This is a genomic window from Pseudonocardia sp. DSM 110487 (assembly GCF_019468565.1).
Classification (GTDB): Bacteria; Actinomycetota; Actinomycetes; order Mycobacteriales; family Pseudonocardiaceae; genus Pseudonocardia.
In genome coordinates this window covers 1-15432 of the sequence record NZ_CP080522.1, presented here as the reverse complement: position 1 = coordinate 15432, position 15432 = coordinate 1, and the positions used below count along the sequence as shown (strand labels likewise).

Sequence of the window (15432 nt, the reverse complement as noted above, 5' to 3'; positions counted from 1 at the left end):
AGGCGTCGCGCCTACTCTCGGGTGCGTCGCCGTCCCGTCGGGCGAGTCCTGGGCGCCACAGCCGCCAGGCCGGCAACGAACAGAAGAGAGAGCGATCGGGGCCGGCGCGGTGCGGCGTGGCTCGATCCTCGAGGCCGGGCGGCTCCTCAGTCCTCACTCACGGTCGCGGTCTCGCTCGGCAATCATCACGAAGTCGATCAGGTCGGCCAGTTCGCTCGTGACGACCTGCAAGCACAGGTCCGCGCAGGTCGTGACGGCGTATCCAGACACGTCATGGATGGTGACCATCTCGTCGCCGTTGATCTCGACATGCGCAACATTGATGACCTGTGGATCAGCGTCTGACCGGTACATGCTGTTCAACACCGTGGTACCTGGCCGCAGGCGCGCAGCGAACTCGCAGCCGTCCAGCGGGCGGTCGTCCTGCCAGCGATACGGCTTCGTCATCCGACGCTCCCATCCGGCGAACTGAAGGTTTGAATCCAGCGGGCCCGGCCAGATGCGTCTGTCGCTAGCGCGCGGACCTGCGGGGGCCGCGGCGCCCGCACACGACACGGCTGACGGTTGGCAGCTCGCGCAGTGTTCATGTGCCCTCTCGGCGTCAGCGGTCCTCGGTGTCGTACTGGTGCTCGGTTTCGTCGGCGACGGCGAGCAGCGCCTGAGCGAACGCACGGATAGTCCCGGGGTCCTCGTGGTTGAGTCGCACGATCGGCGCCCAATTCCCGGCCACGCCGGGCTTCGGTGCAAGCAGATCGGCCTGGTACTCGGCCGCCTCGCCGGAACCCCAGACGCGGGTCACGATGCGCAGGTCGCCGAGGGCTGCGCGCTCCTGGCCGAACATGGCTGCCCCCTCCGATCGTTCCGTCTCTAACAATAGCGACTTGCCATGCCACCGTCAAGGAGATGACGTTATAACACGGCTCTGACTAGGGCAAACACGAGAAATGCTAGACATAGCCACAGCAAGCCGCTAAGCTTACAGACATGCTGGTGACGCGGGAGCAGCGAAACGCGGAGTTCGAGGCCGAGGAGCAGGCAGCGGCGGAGTCGCTGCTGCTCATCGAGGTGCTGGCCGAGGCCGGTTCCTGGGACGCGATCACCGCCCGCCGGGAGCGGTGCCCGCACACCGCCAGCGTCGGTGATCTGTGCAGCTACTGCACCGCGTACGTGGCCTGAGGGGCGGGCGCACGCGTGTACCGCACCCGCTCGCGCGGCCGCGGACCTGGAGCGGATCAGCAGGCACCTGCGCGCCGTGGGTCAGATCAATTTGGAGGGACCGATGAAGATCACGCTGGAGTGGGGCATCGCGGCGACCGAGAGCTACCGCGCGGACGTCGAGCTGGAGGACGAGCACGCGGCCCGGCTCACCGACCTGCTGGCCCAGGGCGTGGAGCTGAAGGCCGCGCTCGACCTGATCGCGGACGAGACCGACGGAGTCTTCGATCTTGAAGACCTGGCGGCCGAGAACGAGACCACCGAGAACCAGACCAGCGCCGACGTGCTGGAGCGGTGCGTCCAGCGGGTGCGCCTGGCGGACGAGGTGACGACGTCATGAGCGCCCTGGACACCGGGTGGGAGACCACCCGCGAGTGCGAGCTCGGCGTGGCCGACGCGGCCACGGTGAACGACGACTACGACCTGGACGGCGACGCCACCGGCCCGCTGGTGCTGATGATCGGCGGCGAGTCCGGGATCTGCGTCGCGGTCGAAGGCACGCGGGAGCAGCTGATCAGGTTCGCCGACCGGGTCACCCGGCTGGTGAACAAGATCCCCGAGAAGTTCCGCGAGGACCAGGCGCCCTGCATCGACCTGAACGGATGAGCCGAAACGCCGCCATGTCCCGACGTCCGCCGGGATTGATCCCCGACGCTGAGAAAGCAGATCAACCGGAGAGACCATGAACGAGTTCTTCGCGTACGAGCAGGAGTCGGACGCCCCGCCCGCCGAGCGCGTGGTGCTTGTCGGAGTGATCGAGTGGTCCAGCGACTCGGGCGAGGAGCCCCGCGTCACGCTGGCCAGCACGCCCGAACCGATCTACCGCTGGTTCCGCGACCAGGTGTCCGAGCTGGAGCTGGACGACGTCGAGCCAGCCCCGCCGCAGCCCGACTGCTCCGATCAGGAGCTGTTCGACTGGATGCAGCACTGGCGCGAGGCGACCACGGAGGCCTGGCTGACGATCTTTCCGAGGCCGCTGCCGTGAGTGACGTGATCGAGGAGCTGCGGGACGCTCTGATCCTCTTCCGCGAGGCCGAGCAGGCCCTCACCGACGCGAACGAGGAGGAGAACCGGACCGGGCTCGCACCGTCTAACGAGACCTTCTGGCACCGCGACGACGCGGGCGTGTCGGTCGCGAACGTGGCTGACCGGCTCATGCAGGAGCTTGACTCCGGCCAGCTGATGATCGTCCCGGTGGCGTCCGCAGCTGAGGTCGCCCGCGCGGTCGCCGCGCACGTTCGAGCTACGGAGCGTAAGAAGTCATGAAGGTCAGCATCAACGCTGTCGAACGACGTCGATCCCGAGAGCTGGGGACCTGACATACGGCACCGGTGGTGACGTCCGGGTGTACGTCGAGACGCTGGTTCGCGGGCGTGCGACAGCGGACGAGGGCGGCATCTCCGACGTGACGCCCCGATGCTCACCTGCCTCGTGGCGTAAGCGGAGAAACGTCGCGTGCACCGCGCTGCTCGGCTTCCGTGGGCTCTACGTGATCAGCAACCCGCGCGAGCTGAAGCGTTAGGGGATCTGATCAAGTTCGCTGCCCGGCGACCCAGCTGGTGAAGTGGCATAGCCCCGGCTCAGGACTGTGTCAGGCGCTCGCGATCCGAGGCGGCGGCACTCGCATCCAGCGCAGCGAACCGGCTACGAAGTCTGTCGGCGCGGCTCAGGGCCATGTGCACGGCGTGCGGGCGCTTGCTGTCCAACGCGAGCACGGCGGGCGCCGTGCGCAGCTCCGCGACCGCCAGGCCGAGGATCGCCATCCTCGCGGCGGCGGTGAGCTCGTCATCGTCGGCGTCCAGCGCAAGCTGGTCGACCCACACCCGGTCCTCGCGCTCGAGCTTGTATCGGTCGGCCTGAGCGGAAAGGCCTGCGCTGACGGCGACCAGCTCGTCCCGGTGGGCATCGAGCCAGGCGTCCTCGGCCGGCCGCCGCTGCCGCGCCTCGCGGGCCAAGCGTCGCGACGAGCGCGTGATCTGCTCGTCCGGTCGGTCGTAGCGCAGCAGGGCCTCCAGGCGGTCGATCCGGTCCAACAAGCCCTGCTTGCCGACGCCGACCTGGGCGCCGAGCTGGGTGAGGAACAAGCCGCGGCTGCGGCCGGCCTTGAGGAAGTGCAGCTCCCGCCGCCGGTCTTCCCACCACAGCCAGTTGAGCAGTGTCAGCGCGTCGCTGACGTCGGCCTGTAAGACCCACCGCGGGATGTCCGGCCCACTGTGTTTCCGCAGGTAGTCGAGGACTTCGCGGGGATCGGAGTCTGGAGAATCCGGCAACATCTCCGCGTTGCGGTCCTCCACCTTCGCCCGCCGCGCCGCGATCCTCGCGATGGCTCGCGACAGCTCGGACCGATGCACCTTCGGACGGGTGGCCACCCCGTCAGTATTTCACTGACAGATAGACCGCAGGGAGGAGGAAGCCTTGGTGCTCGGCAGCGGAGGGGGCGGCCGAAGCCAGCGCGATGAGTGAACACCGTTGCCTAATTAGCGTGAAAACGCTAGACTCTACCTGAAGATTCACAGGCAGAGCAATACGGCAGTCGCCCTGGCTGAGCTGTGGAAGGGGACGTGAATGGGACCGGTTAGTGCAACTGTCGAGGCGGTGACGGTCAGGCTCACGCCGTCGCAGGTCGACGGCTACTGGCTCGAAGAGTGGTTCGAGGACGGTTCCCCCTTCGGTGACCCCATGCTCACCCCGCTTCATGCGCCGACTCCGCACGAGCACGCCCACGCCGCTGCGCGGCGCCTCGCGACGGCCTGACGCGAGGGCGCTGGGGGCCACCGCGGCGCTCGTCCACTTCAACCCACAGACCTGGGAGGACGGATCGGATGCGGAAGAAGGAACGTCGAACAACGAAGAGCGATCGCCGAGAGCTGAGCATCGCCGCCGGCATTTTCGTGGCGAGCGTGCTGGCGCTTCTCGCAGCGCTGCTGTTCACCGACCTCGCCGCGCAGTACGAGGCCCGCAACTGCGTCACCGTTGGCAAGTCCACGCACTGCGACTGACTGAGCTGACATGGCAACAGGCCACGGCGGGATGCCCGCCCCCGCGGCCGTCCCGCGAGGGCGTCGACTTCGACCCGTTTGGCCAGATCACCGTGCCGGAGAAGCCGCGGTCGTGGTCGATGCGTCGCTACCGCGCGACATACGACGAGGACCCGCTGACAGTGTGGGTCCTGTACGCAGACGGCGGCCGGGCCCAGTACGTCGCCCGTGGTCCGCTGTCCGCGCGAGCGCTGATCGCCGGCCTCGGGGCGGGCGCAGTGCACATGCTCCACTGGGGCAGGCCACCCGAGGGGATGCGACTGTTCCCGGCCGCGCTGGTCGAACGCGCAGAGCGTTGATGGGGCGACGCTCGATCCGCTCAACTCCGCATGCCCACGGGAATCCGGGCGGGCCGGCGAGCCGGCCCCGTCCGACGCGGATCACTCGCCGCCGATGCCCCGGTCCAGCCGGCCCCCGCTGGGCGTCGTCCACGACCGACGGACGCGCACTCGGCGAAGCCGAGTACCCGGGCGCTCCGCTGGATCGAGCCCGGATGCGACCTGCGGCAGGGCTTGACGTGTTCACGCTATAACGCTAGAGTTGTGGACATCAACTTCAAACCTCCTCTCATCGGGAGGCACTACCTCAAGCCGGGTCGGCCGGTAGAGGTAACGCAGGACGACGATGAGAAGCTCCTGGCCCGCCGGGAGTATCCCGATCGAAGCCTCGTTGGCGATGGGGTCGGGTGTCCTGAGGGACGGCGGGCAGCTCCTCCTGCCGGGAGCATCCAGCGCGGTCATGGGCGCTGGTGTCCTGAGGGACGGCAGGTGAGGGCCCCCGGGGACGCCCGGGGGGCCTCTTAATGCCCGGGGCAAGCACGGCGACGTCGTGGGTCGAGAGTCATCCGCGACCACTGGTGACAGCTCGCCGGTGCGGCGCCCATCTGGGAGACAGGCGGGGGAGCGCCGCTGGGTCCTGATCGCCGATCGTCGCGGCGATGGACATGGACCCCGAGCGGGGGAGCGCGAGCTGACGGCTGCGAGTTCGCAGAGCTCTGGCCCTCTCCGCTGGATGCTCCGGCCAGCACCGTCCGTGCGGAACCTGCTCCAGGGCACGAGGGGTAGGTGGCCACGACGCAATGGGATGTCTGCAAGCAGGCGTCCGCCGGAGGGATCTCCCGGCGAGATGACGCAGATCGACCGGAGGGAACCATGAGTTCTGACCTGCAGCTCTTCATCCTGCGCTGCCCCGATGGCCAAGCCTGGGCCCTGTCCAAGGTGCTGGTGAACTGGGAGCTGTCCTATGAGTGGGATGGGGATCTTGCCGAGCCCGGCGAGGTCGTGACCGGAGATGGTCCGTATACCCACCGCGAATGCGCACACCTGGACGCCGCGTACTCGCTGGCCGACGAGATCATCGAAGCGGCGCCCGGCGCCTGGTTCATGGTGTGGACCGACCCGGGCAGCACTTCCGACTGCCAGATGGCACCCGGATCACTCGCGCGATACACGCCGCAGCTGGGCAAGCACGAGGCCTACTGCGACGGCGAGGGGCAACCGCTCTTCCATGACCGCGGGATACGCGATGCCGCACGTAAGGGCACAGCGGAGCTGGACAAGGAGTTGGGCTGGGCCTGGAGCAACGCCATGGAGGGCGCAGCCGAGCAGCGTGTGATCAAGGTGAGCGACCCGGAAGATTAGGTCGACTCCTCGTTCGGCGAACACAGCGACGCGGTGCGTGCAGCGCTGGCCCGCGATCGCTGGCGTTCACTCGACGCCGCCGCGCTCCGTTCGGGGGAGGGTCGACGCGAGCAGCCTTCCTCCCCGCGGCGTTTGACGTCGGCCCGGTCGGGCGGAAGCCCGGGGCGTGATCGACTGACAGGCCCGGGCGGTCATGGTGCGGCCGGATGACATCGGCCGGCAGCCACCGGCGAGAGCGGAGAGCGTGCGGCACGGCTTGGGCAATAGCGTGATTTCGATCCACTGGCCTGCGATGTCCCGGAACCCCTAGGCCGTGCGATGAAAAAGCGCTATGATTAGAGACATGATGAGAGGGTGTGCAGAGGTCGAGGTGATCCCGGGTGAAGACGGTCCGGTCGTGTTTGCGTGCACCTGCCCGATCTGCACGGGGCGTACCAACACTGCGCGGCGCATCGCTCGTACCGGTGACCCGTTCCTGGGTGCCGCGACTGCTGAACTGGCCGACGAGGAGTGGTGATCATTGAGTGCTACTGCAGCTACGAGCACCGCCCCACCTGTAGCCCCGAAGGCTGGGAGTAGTTCGCCGCCGTCGAACTGATCGCCTGGGCGGCACCGGCCACAACGCACCGAAGAACGTTGAGCGGCGCCCCGCGCTGCGATGCTCGTTCTGATCCAATCCCCACCGAGGAGAACACCTCGCATGAGCCCCACCGCCGACCTAACCGCCATCTTCAGTTACGCGCCGGGCCTCGCGCCCATGATCGCGATCACCCCCGCCAACGACAGTGGGAAAGCCGTGGCCACGTCCCGGCCCGCCGCCGACGCCCGGCCGCTCGACGCGCTCGCCGCGATGGGCTACCGGCTCGCGTACCCGACGCAGGACTACAACCTCGGCCCGACGATGGCGGACACCAGCTACGCCCGGCTCTACGTCGTCCGGGCCTGACCGCCCGAGCTCACCCCACTCCCCTAGGAAGGCACCCCAGATGGCGAACGGCAAGCACGGACCCTGCGAAACCAAGGGCTGCGGGCGCGACGCCGAGATCGGCGTTCGACTGCTCAACGCGAGCCCGCACGCCGATCCGTTCCGAGAGTTCCGGCTCTGCACCGACGACGCCACCCGGTCGTACAGAAACCTGGCTAAGAGCAGCCGTGGCAGCACGGTCGAGATGTTCGACCTCGACACAGGCCACGCCCGGAAGGCGAAGTCATGATCGTCGGCATCACCGGCACCACCCGCGGGCTCACGGCCGCGCAGCGCGAGACCCTGCGCCAGGTGCTCGCCGACCTAGCCATCTCCGCCCGCCCCGAGCTGCACCACGGAGACTGCGTCGGCGTCGACGAGCAGGCCGCCACGATCGCCTGGCGGCTCGGCTACTGGATCGTCGGCCACCCTGCCGACGACCCGGACGGCCGCGCTCACTCCACCTGCAACCTGCTTCTCGCGCCCCGGGACTCGGCCGCCCGCAACCGGGACATCGTCGACGTTGCTGACCTCCTGATCGGCTGCCCCGGCGGCGAAGAGGAGTGGCCAGGCTCGGGCACCTGGTACACGATCAACTATGCCCGCACCTCAGGTGTGCCGCTGCTGGTCGTGTCCCCGTCCGGCCGGATCCTCGAAGACACCCGGCAGCCCGCGACCCCCGCGCCCCAGGAAGGCACCCGATGAGCACCAACTACTACCTCGACGCCCCGGACAACGAGACCGGACACCTCGGCAAGTGGGGTGGCGGCTACTTCACCGCGAAGGCCCCCGAGGGCATCAACAGCTTCGACGCCTGGTTCGCCCAGCTCGACGGACACAAGATCTTCGCCGAGTCTGGCTACGAGGTTACCGCGGACGAGATGCTGAAGATCGTCGAGCCGGTCAGGCGCAACCGCAACGCCACCCACATCCGTCGGCCGCGGAGTGGTGAGTGGGTCGAACGCGGCGTCCTGTTCGTCCGCCACGACTTCTGCTGACTCCAGGAAGGCATCCGATGAGCGACACCAGCACCGTCACAGACCTGGTCGCCCGCGCGACCGCCACGATCAAGCGGAAGGAGTTCGCCCGCACCGTGTCGGCCGTTGTCTCGCAGGTGGCCCGCCCGTCGCTCCGGCTCCGCCAGCGCGCGAACGCGCTCCCCAGGACCCCCGCTGCCGCGGGGCAGGGGTTAGCGCGTGAGCCGTCTTCCACGGCCCACGCGCCCATGGTTCGGGATCCGACGGGAGCGATACTCCTCGGCTGACCACCGCAGCGGCTCTCCCGGTCGTACTGCTCGGCGGCGTCGAGCAGCCAGCACTCCGGCTCGTACTCGCCGGGGAAGGGGATGCTCACGTCCCTCAGCGCCGGCGCGCTCGGCTTCGGTGCGCAGCCGGCGCACGCGAGTCGTCCCGAGCGCCTCCGACTCGGGTCATGACTCGGTCACGCCCTCGAGGTCTTCGGGGATCTGCACGTGGGTGCCGTAGCGCCGCTCGCCGTTCACGGACACGGCCGGGGTGAACGTGATCCGCGGCAGCGGCGTGAACGTCCCGCCGAGCCACTTCACGGGCCGAGGCCCGTTGTCGGCGAGCTCGGCCGGGAACTGGTAGGCGTAGAGCTGCACGCTGTGCGTGTCGCGCTCGCCGACGCCGTCCTTGCGGGTCGGGCCGATGGGCACGCCCGCGAACAGGGGCGTGAAGTCCTCATCGGCGATGATCGTGTCGTAGGTGACGTGCACCCAGTACGGGTTTAGGCGCCCGGTTTGGTAGTTGACATCGCCGCTGACGTAAACCGGGTACGTGCCGGGCTGGATCTTGTGCTCGCGCGACCAGGCCGCGACCTCGTAGTACTGCCGGTCGGCGAATTCCTCGGCCACGTTGACGTGGCCAACGAGGGTCCTGAGGGCGAAACCTGCCATGGCTGGATCTCCTGTTTCACCTGGCGAACTGGTCGGTAGCGATGTCAGTAACCGTAGCGTGATGAGAGGGCAGCGTCAAGACGCTAAGACGTGTTCTCGTGGCTGTCTAGCTGCTCATACGGCAGGACTAGTAGACAGTGCGACAGTAACCCGCTATGGTTAGAGACGCGCTCGGGCCTGGTGGCAGGTCCATCAGGCGGGGGTCTCGGAGCAGGGGAGGCGCGGGATGGGGATCCAGTTCTACGCGCTCGACCGCGCCGCCACCGGTGACGCCGTCCTCCCTGAGGCCGGCTTCGACCGGCAGGTCGACGTGTCCGTCGGGCGGATCCGGCTCGTGTTTGGGGCGCTGGACATCGACTCGGCGGACCCGTACAACGACGACCCCAACTGGGTCTCCGCGTTCGACATGATCTGCCGCGTCGACCGCTACTTGGCCGCGCACCCAGAGAAGGACCCCGGCAGCGACGACCAGGTCGACTGGCATCCGCGCCGGGCCACCTGGATCCAGGGCGGCCGCCGGCCGGGCTACCTCGACGAGAAGCTCGAGGAGCTACGCACCCTCGCGGAGCGCTGCGCCCAGCACGGCTGGGACGTCGCCTGGGCCTGACGCCCGACTCCCCCAACGGAAGGACCGGCAATGCCGAAGATCTACACCGTGCGCGAGCTGCGCGACTCGTTCGCGCCGCACCCGATCGGCAAGCTCGCGAACTGGGGCAGCCACTCACAGGGCGCCTACTACGTCGCGGCCGCCACGAAGGCCGACGCGGCACGGCGACTCACCAACCTCGGGTTCCCGATCTCCGCGTCCAAGCTGCGCCTCGCTGGCTCCGCAGAGAACCTGCCGCTCCTGCGGGAGCGGGCGGTGTTCGAGCGCCTGCGCAATGTTGGCGACGTCGTCACTGCAGACCGGCACGCCGGCCGTCGCCTCGTGCACATCCCCGCCGGTTCTACCGAGCCCATCGTCGTCGGCACGTGGGGCGTCGACGACTCCGACCCGACCGCGCCGGTTCACTGCCGGGCCTACGTCCTGGACACCTCGCCGGAAGGAACGAAGCGATGACCGCCACCGCGACCCGCACGCGCCACAGCGTCGACCGCTGGCACGCCCTCTGCCGCTGCGACGTCGGGGAGGACCTCTTCAACCCGGCCGACACGTTCAACCGGCGGTGAGGGCGGTGCGCGGGCTGTGGGCTGTGTCCACGTCGCTCGGGTGCATGTGTGTTGTCCTCTCCAGGGCGGCGGATGTGCCGGGCTGGGTGGGGCTGGCCGGCGTCGTCTTGACTGCGCTCGGTGTCCTCGTGCTGGTCTTCGCACCTCGCCCCGGATGACAGCGCCCGCGACGGCGCGCACGGCCAGGTCCCAGCCCTCTCGACACGAGAGGGGCGCAGTCGCGAGGCCGTCTCGGGTGACCCGTTCCCGCGAGCATGGATGTGGGCCGTGCTCTGCCGGTGGGCCACCCGGCCCTCTCAAGGAATGGAGAAGAAGATGAAGATCGAGCTCACGTGGTCGATCGAGGTGACCGAGACCTACCGCGCTGTGGTCGAGATCGACGAGGAGTACGGCGCCCGGCTCCGCGAGCTACTCGCCGAGGGCATGGACCTTCTGGGGGCGCTCAGCCGGATCGAGGACGAGACGGACTCCGCCTTCGATCTTGAATCGATCGCTGCCGCGAGCGAGACCGACGAGCACGAGATCCGCGCAGACGTGCATGAACGTCAGATCCAGCGCGTCCGGCCGCTGTGACGGCCAGGCACTAGTCGTCTGGCGGCTTAGCGTTTTCACGTCTTGACGCTGCCGCGCAATAGCGTTAGTGTTGCAGACAGGCGCTCGACGCGGGAGGACGACGATGGTTACCAACAAGGCCACGCCGGATCTCTTCGATGCGATCAGGGTGGGCGATCGCATCGAGACCTGGGACGGCGTGTGGGGATCCGTTGAGGACGTCGAGTTTCACGGCCGGACCGTGTTCGACGGCAGCTACGTGATCTTCGAGGCCACGCTGCGGATCGCGAGCGACAACCTGCGCACGTTCGACAAGTTCGGCACCCCGAAGAGCTACTCCGGAGTGATCACCCGCCGTATCCGGAAGCACTCCAGCGATCTTCGCTGGGCGTACACCCCGGAGGGCAACTGAGAAGACACAGACGTCACCGAGCCGAAGCACCGCGCCAAACGCCAGCAGATCATCCGGAGGGATCATGAACAGTGACCTGCGCATGGAGCGCGAGGCAGCTCCCGAGGGGGTCCTCGCCGAGCTGGAGCGGCTGCGCGAGGAGAACGCCGAGCACCGGCGTGCGCGCAAGCAGCGGGCAGAGAACGAGTTGGCCGAGGGTGAGCGCCGTGACGCCGAGCTGGACTGGCTTCGCGAGGTCGAGCAGGCGGCACGTTCAGCGATGTTCGACCGGCCGAGTGCGCCGGGACGGGACCGGCTGCGCGAACTCCTCGCGGATCGTCAGGGGGAGCAGAAGGCGTGAACGAGGCGCGTGAGTTGACCACCGACCTGAGCGAGGCCCACAGGATCGCGCGCTGGATCAATGAAAACGGGGGGCACGCATCGATCCCCTTCCTCCAGAACTACCACCACCTGATGAGTATTCGTATGCGGCGCGGCGTGGTGGTCGCTGGCGTCGGAGACCGGATCGTCCGGGGCTCTGACGGCGAGTTCCGGGTCACGCCCGGTGGTTGTCCGATAGCGCCTCTTGATGACGGCAGCTGACAACACGAGAGGAGATCGAGATGAAGGAGAAGGGGATGCCCGGCAGGAAGGCCGTCGCGACGATCGTGCCGGTGGAGCGGCGCGGCTACCGCTACGAGGCGCGGACCGAGATCGAGGGGATGCGCACGGGCAAGCTGATCAAGGCCACGGTTCCGCTCGTGGATCGGGAGCAGGTGGAGGAGTGGAAGCGCCACTTCGTCACTACGGCTCAGCAGGTCGGTCACCAGGTCGAGGTGAACGACACCACTCGTGGCCGGTAGCGCGACCCCACCTCTTCCAGCCCACACCCCCTCAGGAAACCGCGAGGCGGGGCACGTTGCCGTGGGCGGGCACCACCGATAGGAGGCCGCACCCTAGCCGGCGCAAGACGGCCTGGGAGAAGCACGAGACACGCGAGGCACGCCGCGAGGCGTGGGCCGAGGTCAAGCGTGCATGGACGCGGCGGTCGTGAGCCGGAGCAGCTGGTCTTGTGCGCGCGCTGTGGCGCTGGCTCGCCGCTCTTCGGTACCGCGCTCGTCAGTGCTGGCTGATCGTCTGACGAGGGGCCGGTCCCTCGCACAGGTAGAGCACGACCGAGCGAGTTTGAGGGCGTGGCCTGGCGGTGCGGCCACTGGTCCGGGATGCGGGAGGTTGATCATCTCCCGCTGATCAACCTGGCCGGTGGTCAACGGGTGTTCGAGTCCCCGTACGTCCTCACGCTCGCTCGGCTGTGAGCCGGCCGCCAGATCCGGTGGAGCGGTCCGGTCCTTGACCGAGATCCGGATCGCGGTGCGTGGCCTTGTTCGCGGTGGGCGCGGGCTCGTGAGGCCGTCACGTGCGCCTGGATGGAGGCGCACGAAGAGGAGATCGATCATGGGTTGGTTCTTCAGTAGCAAGCCGAACCAGGAACTCGATGCACACGAGAGGGCGCACGAGCGCGCCTACAAGGCGCTCGGCATCCCGTATCGCATCGTGGACCGCAGGGGAGTGCCCGTCCTGGAAGGACGGATCTCGCATAGCAAGTCCGGATCCCGCAAGGGGGCGATCGCCCTCTACGCCGGGTACCTGGCCGGCGGTGGCGACGACGAGGGGGACCGGGCGGCGGCGCTTGGTCTGGCTCGCGAGGCAGGTATGTCCGAAGACGAGGTTCGCCGAGAGGCTCAGAAGTACGTGTGAAGCGGTGCCTGGCCCCTCGGAAGTCGACCACTTCCTGCCTTCCCCTGGGTTGTGCTCGCCTGTGCAGCAGTGGCCCCGGGTGTTGGGCCGCGCCTGGTCGAGTTGGTGGTGGGCATCCGCTCGTGACGCCGACGCGGGCTGCCTTCGTCTGGTCGATTTGCCGCGAGTGTGCGCGATCGCTGTTGACGTTTTAACGTCTTGACGCCGCCATGCTATGGCGCTAGGGTTGGGGACATTCTGAACTTCAGAGAGATGAGGTACCGATGAGCGAGTCCGCCAGCTCTGCGGCCGGCACTGCGATGGTGTGGCACCCCGGGACCGACGTGACTCATCTGTTGGAGGTCGACCAGATCCGTTACGGGGACAACGGGAGGGTGCTGTGCGGTCGGTCGACCCGGTTCATGGATGTGGAGAGAATCTCCGTCTGCGGCCTGAACCTGGCCCTCGGCCACCCGGTGGGGCATTGCCCGGAGTGCTGGTATCACGTGGTGCACGGCCTCCGTTGAACCCCGGCGAGAAGAACGCCCCCGGCTCCGGCCGGGGGCGTTCGTTTTGAGGAATGAGGCGGAACTGCGGGGCTGACATCCGTGAGCATTCCTGCCGTGGGGTGCGCCGAGCTCGAGAGCCTGCCCGTCGTCGCAGTGACGACGGGCAGGCTGGTTGGCGTCGCGTCCGGCAACCAGCCTGGTAGGCCCAGGCCGGTGTGCTTGTCGAGGTGCTTCGAGGCCGTGCGGTCTCGAGCATCTCGTTCAGTCGTTGGGCAGTATTCCGCCGGGCGCGTTGTACCGGGCTTCCGTTTCTGCCGCGAGGTCGGGAAAGGCGGTGCGCAGCCGGGCTGCGTTCTCGGTGTCGGCGCCCATCATTGCTGCCATGATGAGTGCGTCGAGTGGTGGCCGTGAGTGGTGGATCTGCTCGGCGATCCGGTAGTCGTAGCTCCCGCTCATTTGGTCGGTCCTTCCGTGTCGTTGTGGGCGGGTGGCTTTCGTGTCGGTTGGGTTTCTTCGCCCGCCCCTGTCTTCTGTCTGTAACGTTAGCGGTTTAGCGTAGTCCTGTCAATGGGTGTTCACGCTAATTCGCGGTGTCTGCCTGGAGTTTTGCTGGTTTGGGTGTTGACCACGGACAGGCAAGACGTTAGGGTTAGAGACAGATGGAGCGGGGTGGATGGGGGAGGTTCGGGGTGTCGGTCGCGGTTGAGGTTCCGGCGGTTGAGGTTCCGGCGGATGGTGTGGGCGCGGCGGGTGATCCGTTGGGGGAGTTGCGGGCGCGTCTGTATCGGATTGCGGTGGAGGAGGCGGATTCGGATCCGGTGGCTGCGTTCTTTGATGCGGCGCCGTTGGATCCGGGTTTCGGTCGTCGGGTGGTGGCGTTGCGTGAGCGTCGTCGGCGGGAGGCTGCGCATGATGAGACGGGTGGTTTGGGGGAGGACGAGGAGCGTGCGCGGTCGGAGTTCCCCCGGTGACCTGGGGGTGACGACCTGGGGAGAGGTGACCGGGGGGAGGCGTGGGCCGGTTGGCGCGCGCTCTCCCTCGTGTGACCGGTGGCTGGTTTCGGTCACACGAGGTTTCGGTCACGCGGGGCTGCGGTCTCGGCGGTTCTGGTTTTCGGTCACAGCTGGTGGTGGTGCCGGTTTGCTGGGTGGGGGCCGGCCGCTGCGGGCGCCGGCTGTCTCATTGTCAATGATTGGTTGACTGGCCGGGTGTCGGGCGGCATGGGGGCGGGGGTAGCTGCTGCTCGAGCTGCTGTGTGGCCGCAAGCGGCGACACCCAGCTCTCCGACGCGGAAGGCCCCACCGGCCGTTGTGCGGCTGCCCCGGCGCCGCACAACACAACTCCCGGGCGGGTGGTGGGCGCCGTGTCTGGGGCTGTCGGGGAGGGCGTGAGGTGCTCTGTGGGTGAGCGCTGGTGGGGTGGCCGCGTCCGGGGTCCAGAGGCGAAGGGTCCGAGCTCGCTGGCTGCCTCGCGGAGCGCGTGGGTGGCTGTGGGGCGTGCGTGGTGCGGCGCGGTCGCGGGCTGCCGGCGGGTGGCTGGTCGGTTGTGGTCTTGCTGGCGCTGGTTTTCGGTCACACGGGGGTGTGTGTGCCCGGGTTTCGGTCACAGGCCCCTGGGTGGTCGTGGCGGTTTGTGGGTGCGTGGGGTGTGTGGTGAGGCCCCTGTGTGGGCTGGAGTGGGGGGTCGGCGGGGCACGGGGTGGCCGGCTGTCTTGTTGTCAATGATTGGTTGACCTGGCGGGTGTCTGATGCGGGCGGTGGGGTGTCGTGTGGGGTTCCTCGAGCTCGGTGTGGCCCCGCCGGGCCGGGGTGTGGGCCCCCGCCGCTCCGAGCTGGCGGGTGAGGATGCTGGGCGCGGGCCGGCGGCCTGGCGGTTGGGTGGGGGAGAGGGCTGTCGGGGAGGAGGGGCCCGCGGCGAGGCGGTGGCGTGGAGGCCCGCCGGCTGGTTCGGTCGTGCGACCGGTGGGGTTTCGGTCACAGCGGGTGATTGCCGGAGCCATATGCTAGAGTTTTGACGTGAAAACGGCTAGACTTGAGGTGAAACGGTAGCGTAGTATTGTGAAGAAGCTAAGACGCGGAAGCGTCTTAGCGTGAAAACGTCGCATTTGACCAGGTAAAATCGCTTGAAATGCCTCAAACGGTGTTCAGCTAAACGCGCGTAAGCGCGTTTTTGTCTTGTTGTCTTCGTTCTAAAACGTAGAGACGCTAAAACGTCCCAATTGACCTGGGAATGTCGCGCTTTAGCGCGACGCAATTCGGTTTCTTCCTGGGGCGCGTCAGCGCCCCAGAGGCCCCGGCCTCG

General features: G+C 67.9%; 28 protein-coding genes. 22 read left to right on the top strand and 6 right to left on the bottom strand.

Annotation, left to right across the window (positions count from 1 at the left end):
* Window positions 1-153 precede the first annotated feature (153 nt).
* Entirely contained in the window at window positions 154-447 is a 294-nt protein-coding gene (locus K1T35_RS47525) for a hypothetical protein (RefSeq protein WP_220263369.1), read from the bottom strand.
* 154 nt (window positions 448-601) lie between these two features.
* Window positions 602-841 carry a hypothetical protein gene (locus tag K1T35_RS47520; RefSeq protein ID WP_220263368.1) on the bottom strand — a complete coding sequence of 80 codons (240 nt, stop codon included), beginning with the start codon at window positions 839-841 and terminating at the stop codon, window positions 602-604.
* Window positions 842-984: 143 nt separating this feature from the next.
* Between K1T35_RS47520 and K1T35_RS47515 the strand changes: the two genes are divergently transcribed.
* The 5 genes from K1T35_RS47515 to K1T35_RS47495 all read left to right on the top strand — a co-directional run bounded on the left by K1T35_RS47515 (window position 985) and on the right by K1T35_RS47495 (window position 2481).
* A complete protein-coding gene (locus K1T35_RS47515; RefSeq protein WP_220263367.1) occupies window positions 985-1176 on the top strand; it encodes a hypothetical protein in 192 nt (63 codons plus the stop codon).
* Window positions 1177-1279: 103 nt separating this feature from the next.
* Entirely contained in the window at window positions 1280-1555 is a 276-nt protein-coding gene (locus tag K1T35_RS47510; RefSeq protein ID WP_220263366.1) for a hypothetical protein, read from the top strand.
* Window positions 1552-1821, top strand: coding sequence for a hypothetical protein (locus K1T35_RS47505; protein ID WP_220263365.1), 270 nt, complete (start codon window positions 1552-1554; stop codon window positions 1819-1821). Before K1T35_RS47510 ends, K1T35_RS47505 begins: the two co-directional genes overlap by 4 nt.
* Before the next feature lie 76 nt (window positions 1822-1897).
* Window positions 1898-2200, top strand: a complete 303-nt coding sequence (locus K1T35_RS47500) for a hypothetical protein (protein WP_220263364.1) — start codon at window positions 1898-1900, stop codon at window positions 2198-2200.
* A gap of 5 nt (window positions 2201-2205) precedes the next feature.
* Entirely contained in the window at window positions 2206-2481 is a 276-nt protein-coding gene (locus K1T35_RS47495) for a hypothetical protein (protein ID WP_220263363.1), read from the top strand.
* A gap of 314 nt (window positions 2482-2795) precedes the next feature.
* Here the strand turns inward: K1T35_RS47495 and K1T35_RS47490 are convergent, their stop codons facing one another.
* Entirely contained in the window at window positions 2796-3509 is a 714-nt protein-coding gene (locus tag K1T35_RS47490) for a hypothetical protein (RefSeq protein ID WP_370645553.1), read from the bottom strand.
* A gap of 301 nt (window positions 3510-3810) precedes the next feature.
* Here K1T35_RS47490 and K1T35_RS47485 point away from each other — a divergent pair, with 301 nt between their 5' ends.
* From K1T35_RS47485 to K1T35_RS47475, 3 genes are all read left to right on the top strand, one after another.
* Window positions 3811-3969 (top strand): hypothetical protein, encoded by a 159-nt coding sequence (locus K1T35_RS47485; protein WP_220263361.1) that lies wholly within the window; start codon window positions 3811-3813, stop codon window positions 3967-3969.
* Between the two features lie 68 nt (window positions 3970-4037).
* On the top strand, window positions 4038-4214 hold the full coding sequence (locus tag K1T35_RS47480) for a hypothetical protein (protein WP_220263360.1): 177 nt from the start codon (window positions 4038-4040) through the stop codon (window positions 4212-4214).
* 119 nt (window positions 4215-4333) lie between these two features.
* Window positions 4334-4552 carry a hypothetical protein gene (locus tag K1T35_RS47475; protein WP_220263359.1) on the top strand — a complete coding sequence of 73 codons (219 nt, stop codon included), beginning with the start codon at window positions 4334-4336 and terminating at the stop codon, window positions 4550-4552.
* A 222-nt stretch (window positions 4553-4774) separates the two neighbouring features.
* Here the strand turns inward: K1T35_RS47475 and K1T35_RS47470 are convergent, their stop codons facing one another.
* Window positions 4775-4993: a hypothetical protein gene (locus K1T35_RS47470; protein WP_220263358.1), complete on the bottom strand. Its 219-nt coding sequence runs from the start codon at window positions 4991-4993 to the stop codon at window positions 4775-4777.
* A gap of 411 nt (window positions 4994-5404) precedes the next feature.
* Here K1T35_RS47470 and K1T35_RS47465 point away from each other — a divergent pair, with 411 nt between their 5' ends.
* From K1T35_RS47465 to K1T35_RS47445, 5 genes are all read left to right on the top strand, one after another.
* Window positions 5405-5893: a hypothetical protein gene (locus tag K1T35_RS47465; protein ID WP_220263357.1), complete on the top strand. Its 489-nt coding sequence runs from the start codon at window positions 5405-5407 to the stop codon at window positions 5891-5893.
* A 700-nt stretch (window positions 5894-6593) separates the two neighbouring features.
* Window positions 6594-6839 carry a hypothetical protein gene (locus K1T35_RS47460; protein WP_220263356.1) on the top strand — a complete coding sequence of 82 codons (246 nt, stop codon included), beginning with the start codon at window positions 6594-6596 and terminating at the stop codon, window positions 6837-6839.
* A 40-nt stretch (window positions 6840-6879) separates the two neighbouring features.
* Window positions 6880-7107: a hypothetical protein gene (locus tag K1T35_RS47455; protein WP_220263355.1), complete on the top strand. Its 228-nt coding sequence runs from the start codon at window positions 6880-6882 to the stop codon at window positions 7105-7107.
* Window positions 7104-7562, top strand: a complete 459-nt coding sequence (locus K1T35_RS47450) for a hypothetical protein (RefSeq protein WP_220263354.1) — start codon at window positions 7104-7106, stop codon at window positions 7560-7562. The genes K1T35_RS47455 and K1T35_RS47450 overlap by 4 nt, the downstream gene beginning before the upstream one ends.
* A complete protein-coding gene (locus tag K1T35_RS47445) occupies window positions 7559-7855 on the top strand; it encodes a hypothetical protein (RefSeq protein ID WP_220263353.1) in 297 nt (98 codons plus the stop codon). Before K1T35_RS47450 ends, K1T35_RS47445 begins: the two co-directional genes overlap by 4 nt.
* A 431-nt stretch (window positions 7856-8286) precedes the next feature.
* On the opposite strand, the gene K1T35_RS47440 is transcribed toward K1T35_RS47445, so the two are convergent.
* Window positions 8287-8772, bottom strand: a complete 486-nt coding sequence (locus tag K1T35_RS47440) for a hypothetical protein (RefSeq protein ID WP_220263352.1) — start codon at window positions 8770-8772, stop codon at window positions 8287-8289.
* 226 nt (window positions 8773-8998) lie between these two features.
* On the opposite strand from K1T35_RS47440, the gene K1T35_RS47435 reads away from it, so the two are divergent.
* The 8 genes from K1T35_RS47435 (at window position 8999) to K1T35_RS47400 (ending at window position 12643) form a co-directional block, all read left to right on the top strand.
* Window positions 8999-9379, top strand: coding sequence for a hypothetical protein (locus K1T35_RS47435; protein ID WP_220263351.1), 381 nt, complete (start codon window positions 8999-9001; stop codon window positions 9377-9379).
* Between the two features lie 30 nt (window positions 9380-9409).
* Window positions 9410-9832: a hypothetical protein gene (locus tag K1T35_RS47430; RefSeq protein ID WP_220263350.1), complete on the top strand. Its 423-nt coding sequence runs from the start codon at window positions 9410-9412 to the stop codon at window positions 9830-9832.
* A 425-nt stretch (window positions 9833-10257) separates the two neighbouring features.
* Window positions 10258-10515 carry a hypothetical protein gene (locus tag K1T35_RS47425; protein WP_220263349.1) on the top strand — a complete coding sequence of 86 codons (258 nt, stop codon included), beginning with the start codon at window positions 10258-10260 and terminating at the stop codon, window positions 10513-10515.
* 103 nt (window positions 10516-10618) lie between these two features.
* The gene (locus K1T35_RS47420; protein WP_220263348.1) at window positions 10619-10906 is read left to right on the top strand and encodes a hypothetical protein; all 288 of its coding nucleotides are present in this window, start codon (window positions 10619-10621) and stop codon (window positions 10904-10906) included.
* 64 nt (window positions 10907-10970) lie between these two features.
* Window positions 10971-11246 carry a hypothetical protein gene (locus K1T35_RS47415; protein ID WP_220263347.1) on the top strand — a complete coding sequence of 92 codons (276 nt, stop codon included), beginning with the start codon at window positions 10971-10973 and terminating at the stop codon, window positions 11244-11246.
* The gene (locus K1T35_RS47410; protein WP_220263346.1) at window positions 11243-11488 is read left to right on the top strand and encodes a hypothetical protein; all 246 of its coding nucleotides are present in this window, start codon (window positions 11243-11245) and stop codon (window positions 11486-11488) included. The genes K1T35_RS47415 and K1T35_RS47410 overlap by 4 nt, the downstream gene beginning before the upstream one ends.
* A 20-nt stretch (window positions 11489-11508) precedes the next feature.
* Window positions 11509-11748, top strand: a complete 240-nt coding sequence (locus tag K1T35_RS47405; protein ID WP_220263345.1) for a hypothetical protein — start codon at window positions 11509-11511, stop codon at window positions 11746-11748.
* Between the two features lie 592 nt (window positions 11749-12340).
* Window positions 12341-12643, top strand: coding sequence for a hypothetical protein (locus K1T35_RS47400; RefSeq protein WP_220263344.1), 303 nt, complete (start codon window positions 12341-12343; stop codon window positions 12641-12643).
* Between the two features lie 749 nt (window positions 12644-13392).
* On the opposite strand, the gene K1T35_RS47395 is transcribed toward K1T35_RS47400, so the two are convergent.
* Complete coding sequence (locus K1T35_RS47395) at window positions 13393-13587, bottom strand: hypothetical protein (RefSeq protein ID WP_220263343.1); 195 nt, start codon at window positions 13585-13587, stop codon at window positions 13393-13395.
* Between the two features lie 233 nt (window positions 13588-13820).
* Here K1T35_RS47395 and K1T35_RS47390 point away from each other — a divergent pair, with 233 nt between their 5' ends.
* Window positions 13821-14102: a hypothetical protein gene (locus tag K1T35_RS47390; protein WP_220263342.1), complete on the top strand. Its 282-nt coding sequence runs from the start codon at window positions 13821-13823 to the stop codon at window positions 14100-14102.
* Window positions 14103-15432: the final 1330 nt, after the last annotated feature.

Bases quoted from the DNA above. Each gene is read 5' to 3' on its own strand.
- K1T35_RS47475 (WP_220263359.1), top strand. From the start codon at position 4,334: ATGCGTCGCTACCGCGCGACATACGACGAGGACCCGCTGACAGTGTGG.
- K1T35_RS47515 (WP_220263367.1), top strand. From the start codon at position 985: ATGCTGGTGACGCGGGAGCAGCGAAACGCGGAGTTCGAGGCCGAGGAG.
- K1T35_RS47395 (WP_220263343.1), bottom strand. From the start codon at position 13,587: ATGAGCGGGAGCTACGACTACCGGATCGCCGAGCAGATCCACCACTCA.
- K1T35_RS47510 (WP_220263366.1), top strand. From the start codon at position 1,280: ATGAAGATCACGCTGGAGTGGGGCATCGCGGCGACCGAGAGCTACCGC.
- K1T35_RS47420 (WP_220263348.1), top strand. From the start codon at position 10,619: ATGGTTACCAACAAGGCCACGCCGGATCTCTTCGATGCGATCAGGGTG.
- K1T35_RS47450 (WP_220263354.1), top strand. From the start codon at position 7,104: ATGATCGTCGGCATCACCGGCACCACCCGCGGGCTCACGGCCGCGCAG.
- K1T35_RS47505 (WP_220263365.1), top strand. From the start codon at position 1,552: ATGAGCGCCCTGGACACCGGGTGGGAGACCACCCGCGAGTGCGAGCTC.
- K1T35_RS47430 (WP_220263350.1), top strand. From the start codon at position 9,410: ATGCCGAAGATCTACACCGTGCGCGAGCTGCGCGACTCGTTCGCGCCG.
- K1T35_RS47470 (WP_220263358.1), bottom strand. From the start codon at position 4,993: ATGACCGCGCTGGATGCTCCCGGCAGGAGGAGCTGCCCGCCGTCCCTC.
- K1T35_RS47400 (WP_220263344.1), top strand. From the start codon at position 12,341: ATGGGTTGGTTCTTCAGTAGCAAGCCGAACCAGGAACTCGATGCACAC.
- K1T35_RS47425 (WP_220263349.1), top strand. From the start codon at position 10,258: ATGAAGATCGAGCTCACGTGGTCGATCGAGGTGACCGAGACCTACCGC.
- K1T35_RS47480 (WP_220263360.1), top strand. From the start codon at position 4,038: ATGCGGAAGAAGGAACGTCGAACAACGAAGAGCGATCGCCGAGAGCTG.
- K1T35_RS47465 (WP_220263357.1), top strand. From the start codon at position 5,405: ATGAGTTCTGACCTGCAGCTCTTCATCCTGCGCTGCCCCGATGGCCAA.
- K1T35_RS47415 (WP_220263347.1), top strand. From the start codon at position 10,971: ATGAACAGTGACCTGCGCATGGAGCGCGAGGCAGCTCCCGAGGGGGTC.
- K1T35_RS47460 (WP_220263356.1), top strand. From the start codon at position 6,594: ATGAGCCCCACCGCCGACCTAACCGCCATCTTCAGTTACGCGCCGGGC.
- K1T35_RS47445 (WP_220263353.1), top strand. From the start codon at position 7,559: ATGAGCACCAACTACTACCTCGACGCCCCGGACAACGAGACCGGACAC.
- K1T35_RS47435 (WP_220263351.1), top strand. From the start codon at position 8,999: ATGGGGATCCAGTTCTACGCGCTCGACCGCGCCGCCACCGGTGACGCC.
- K1T35_RS47525 (WP_220263369.1), bottom strand. From the start codon at position 447: ATGACGAAGCCGTATCGCTGGCAGGACGACCGCCCGCTGGACGGCTGC.
- K1T35_RS47455 (WP_220263355.1), top strand. From the start codon at position 6,880: ATGGCGAACGGCAAGCACGGACCCTGCGAAACCAAGGGCTGCGGGCGC.
- K1T35_RS47440 (WP_220263352.1), bottom strand. From the start codon at position 8,772: ATGGCAGGTTTCGCCCTCAGGACCCTCGTTGGCCACGTCAACGTGGCC.
- K1T35_RS47520 (WP_220263368.1), bottom strand. From the start codon at position 841: ATGTTCGGCCAGGAGCGCGCAGCCCTCGGCGACCTGCGCATCGTGACC.
- K1T35_RS47500 (WP_220263364.1), top strand. From the start codon at position 1,898: ATGAACGAGTTCTTCGCGTACGAGCAGGAGTCGGACGCCCCGCCCGCC.
- K1T35_RS47405 (WP_220263345.1), top strand. From the start codon at position 11,509: ATGAAGGAGAAGGGGATGCCCGGCAGGAAGGCCGTCGCGACGATCGTG.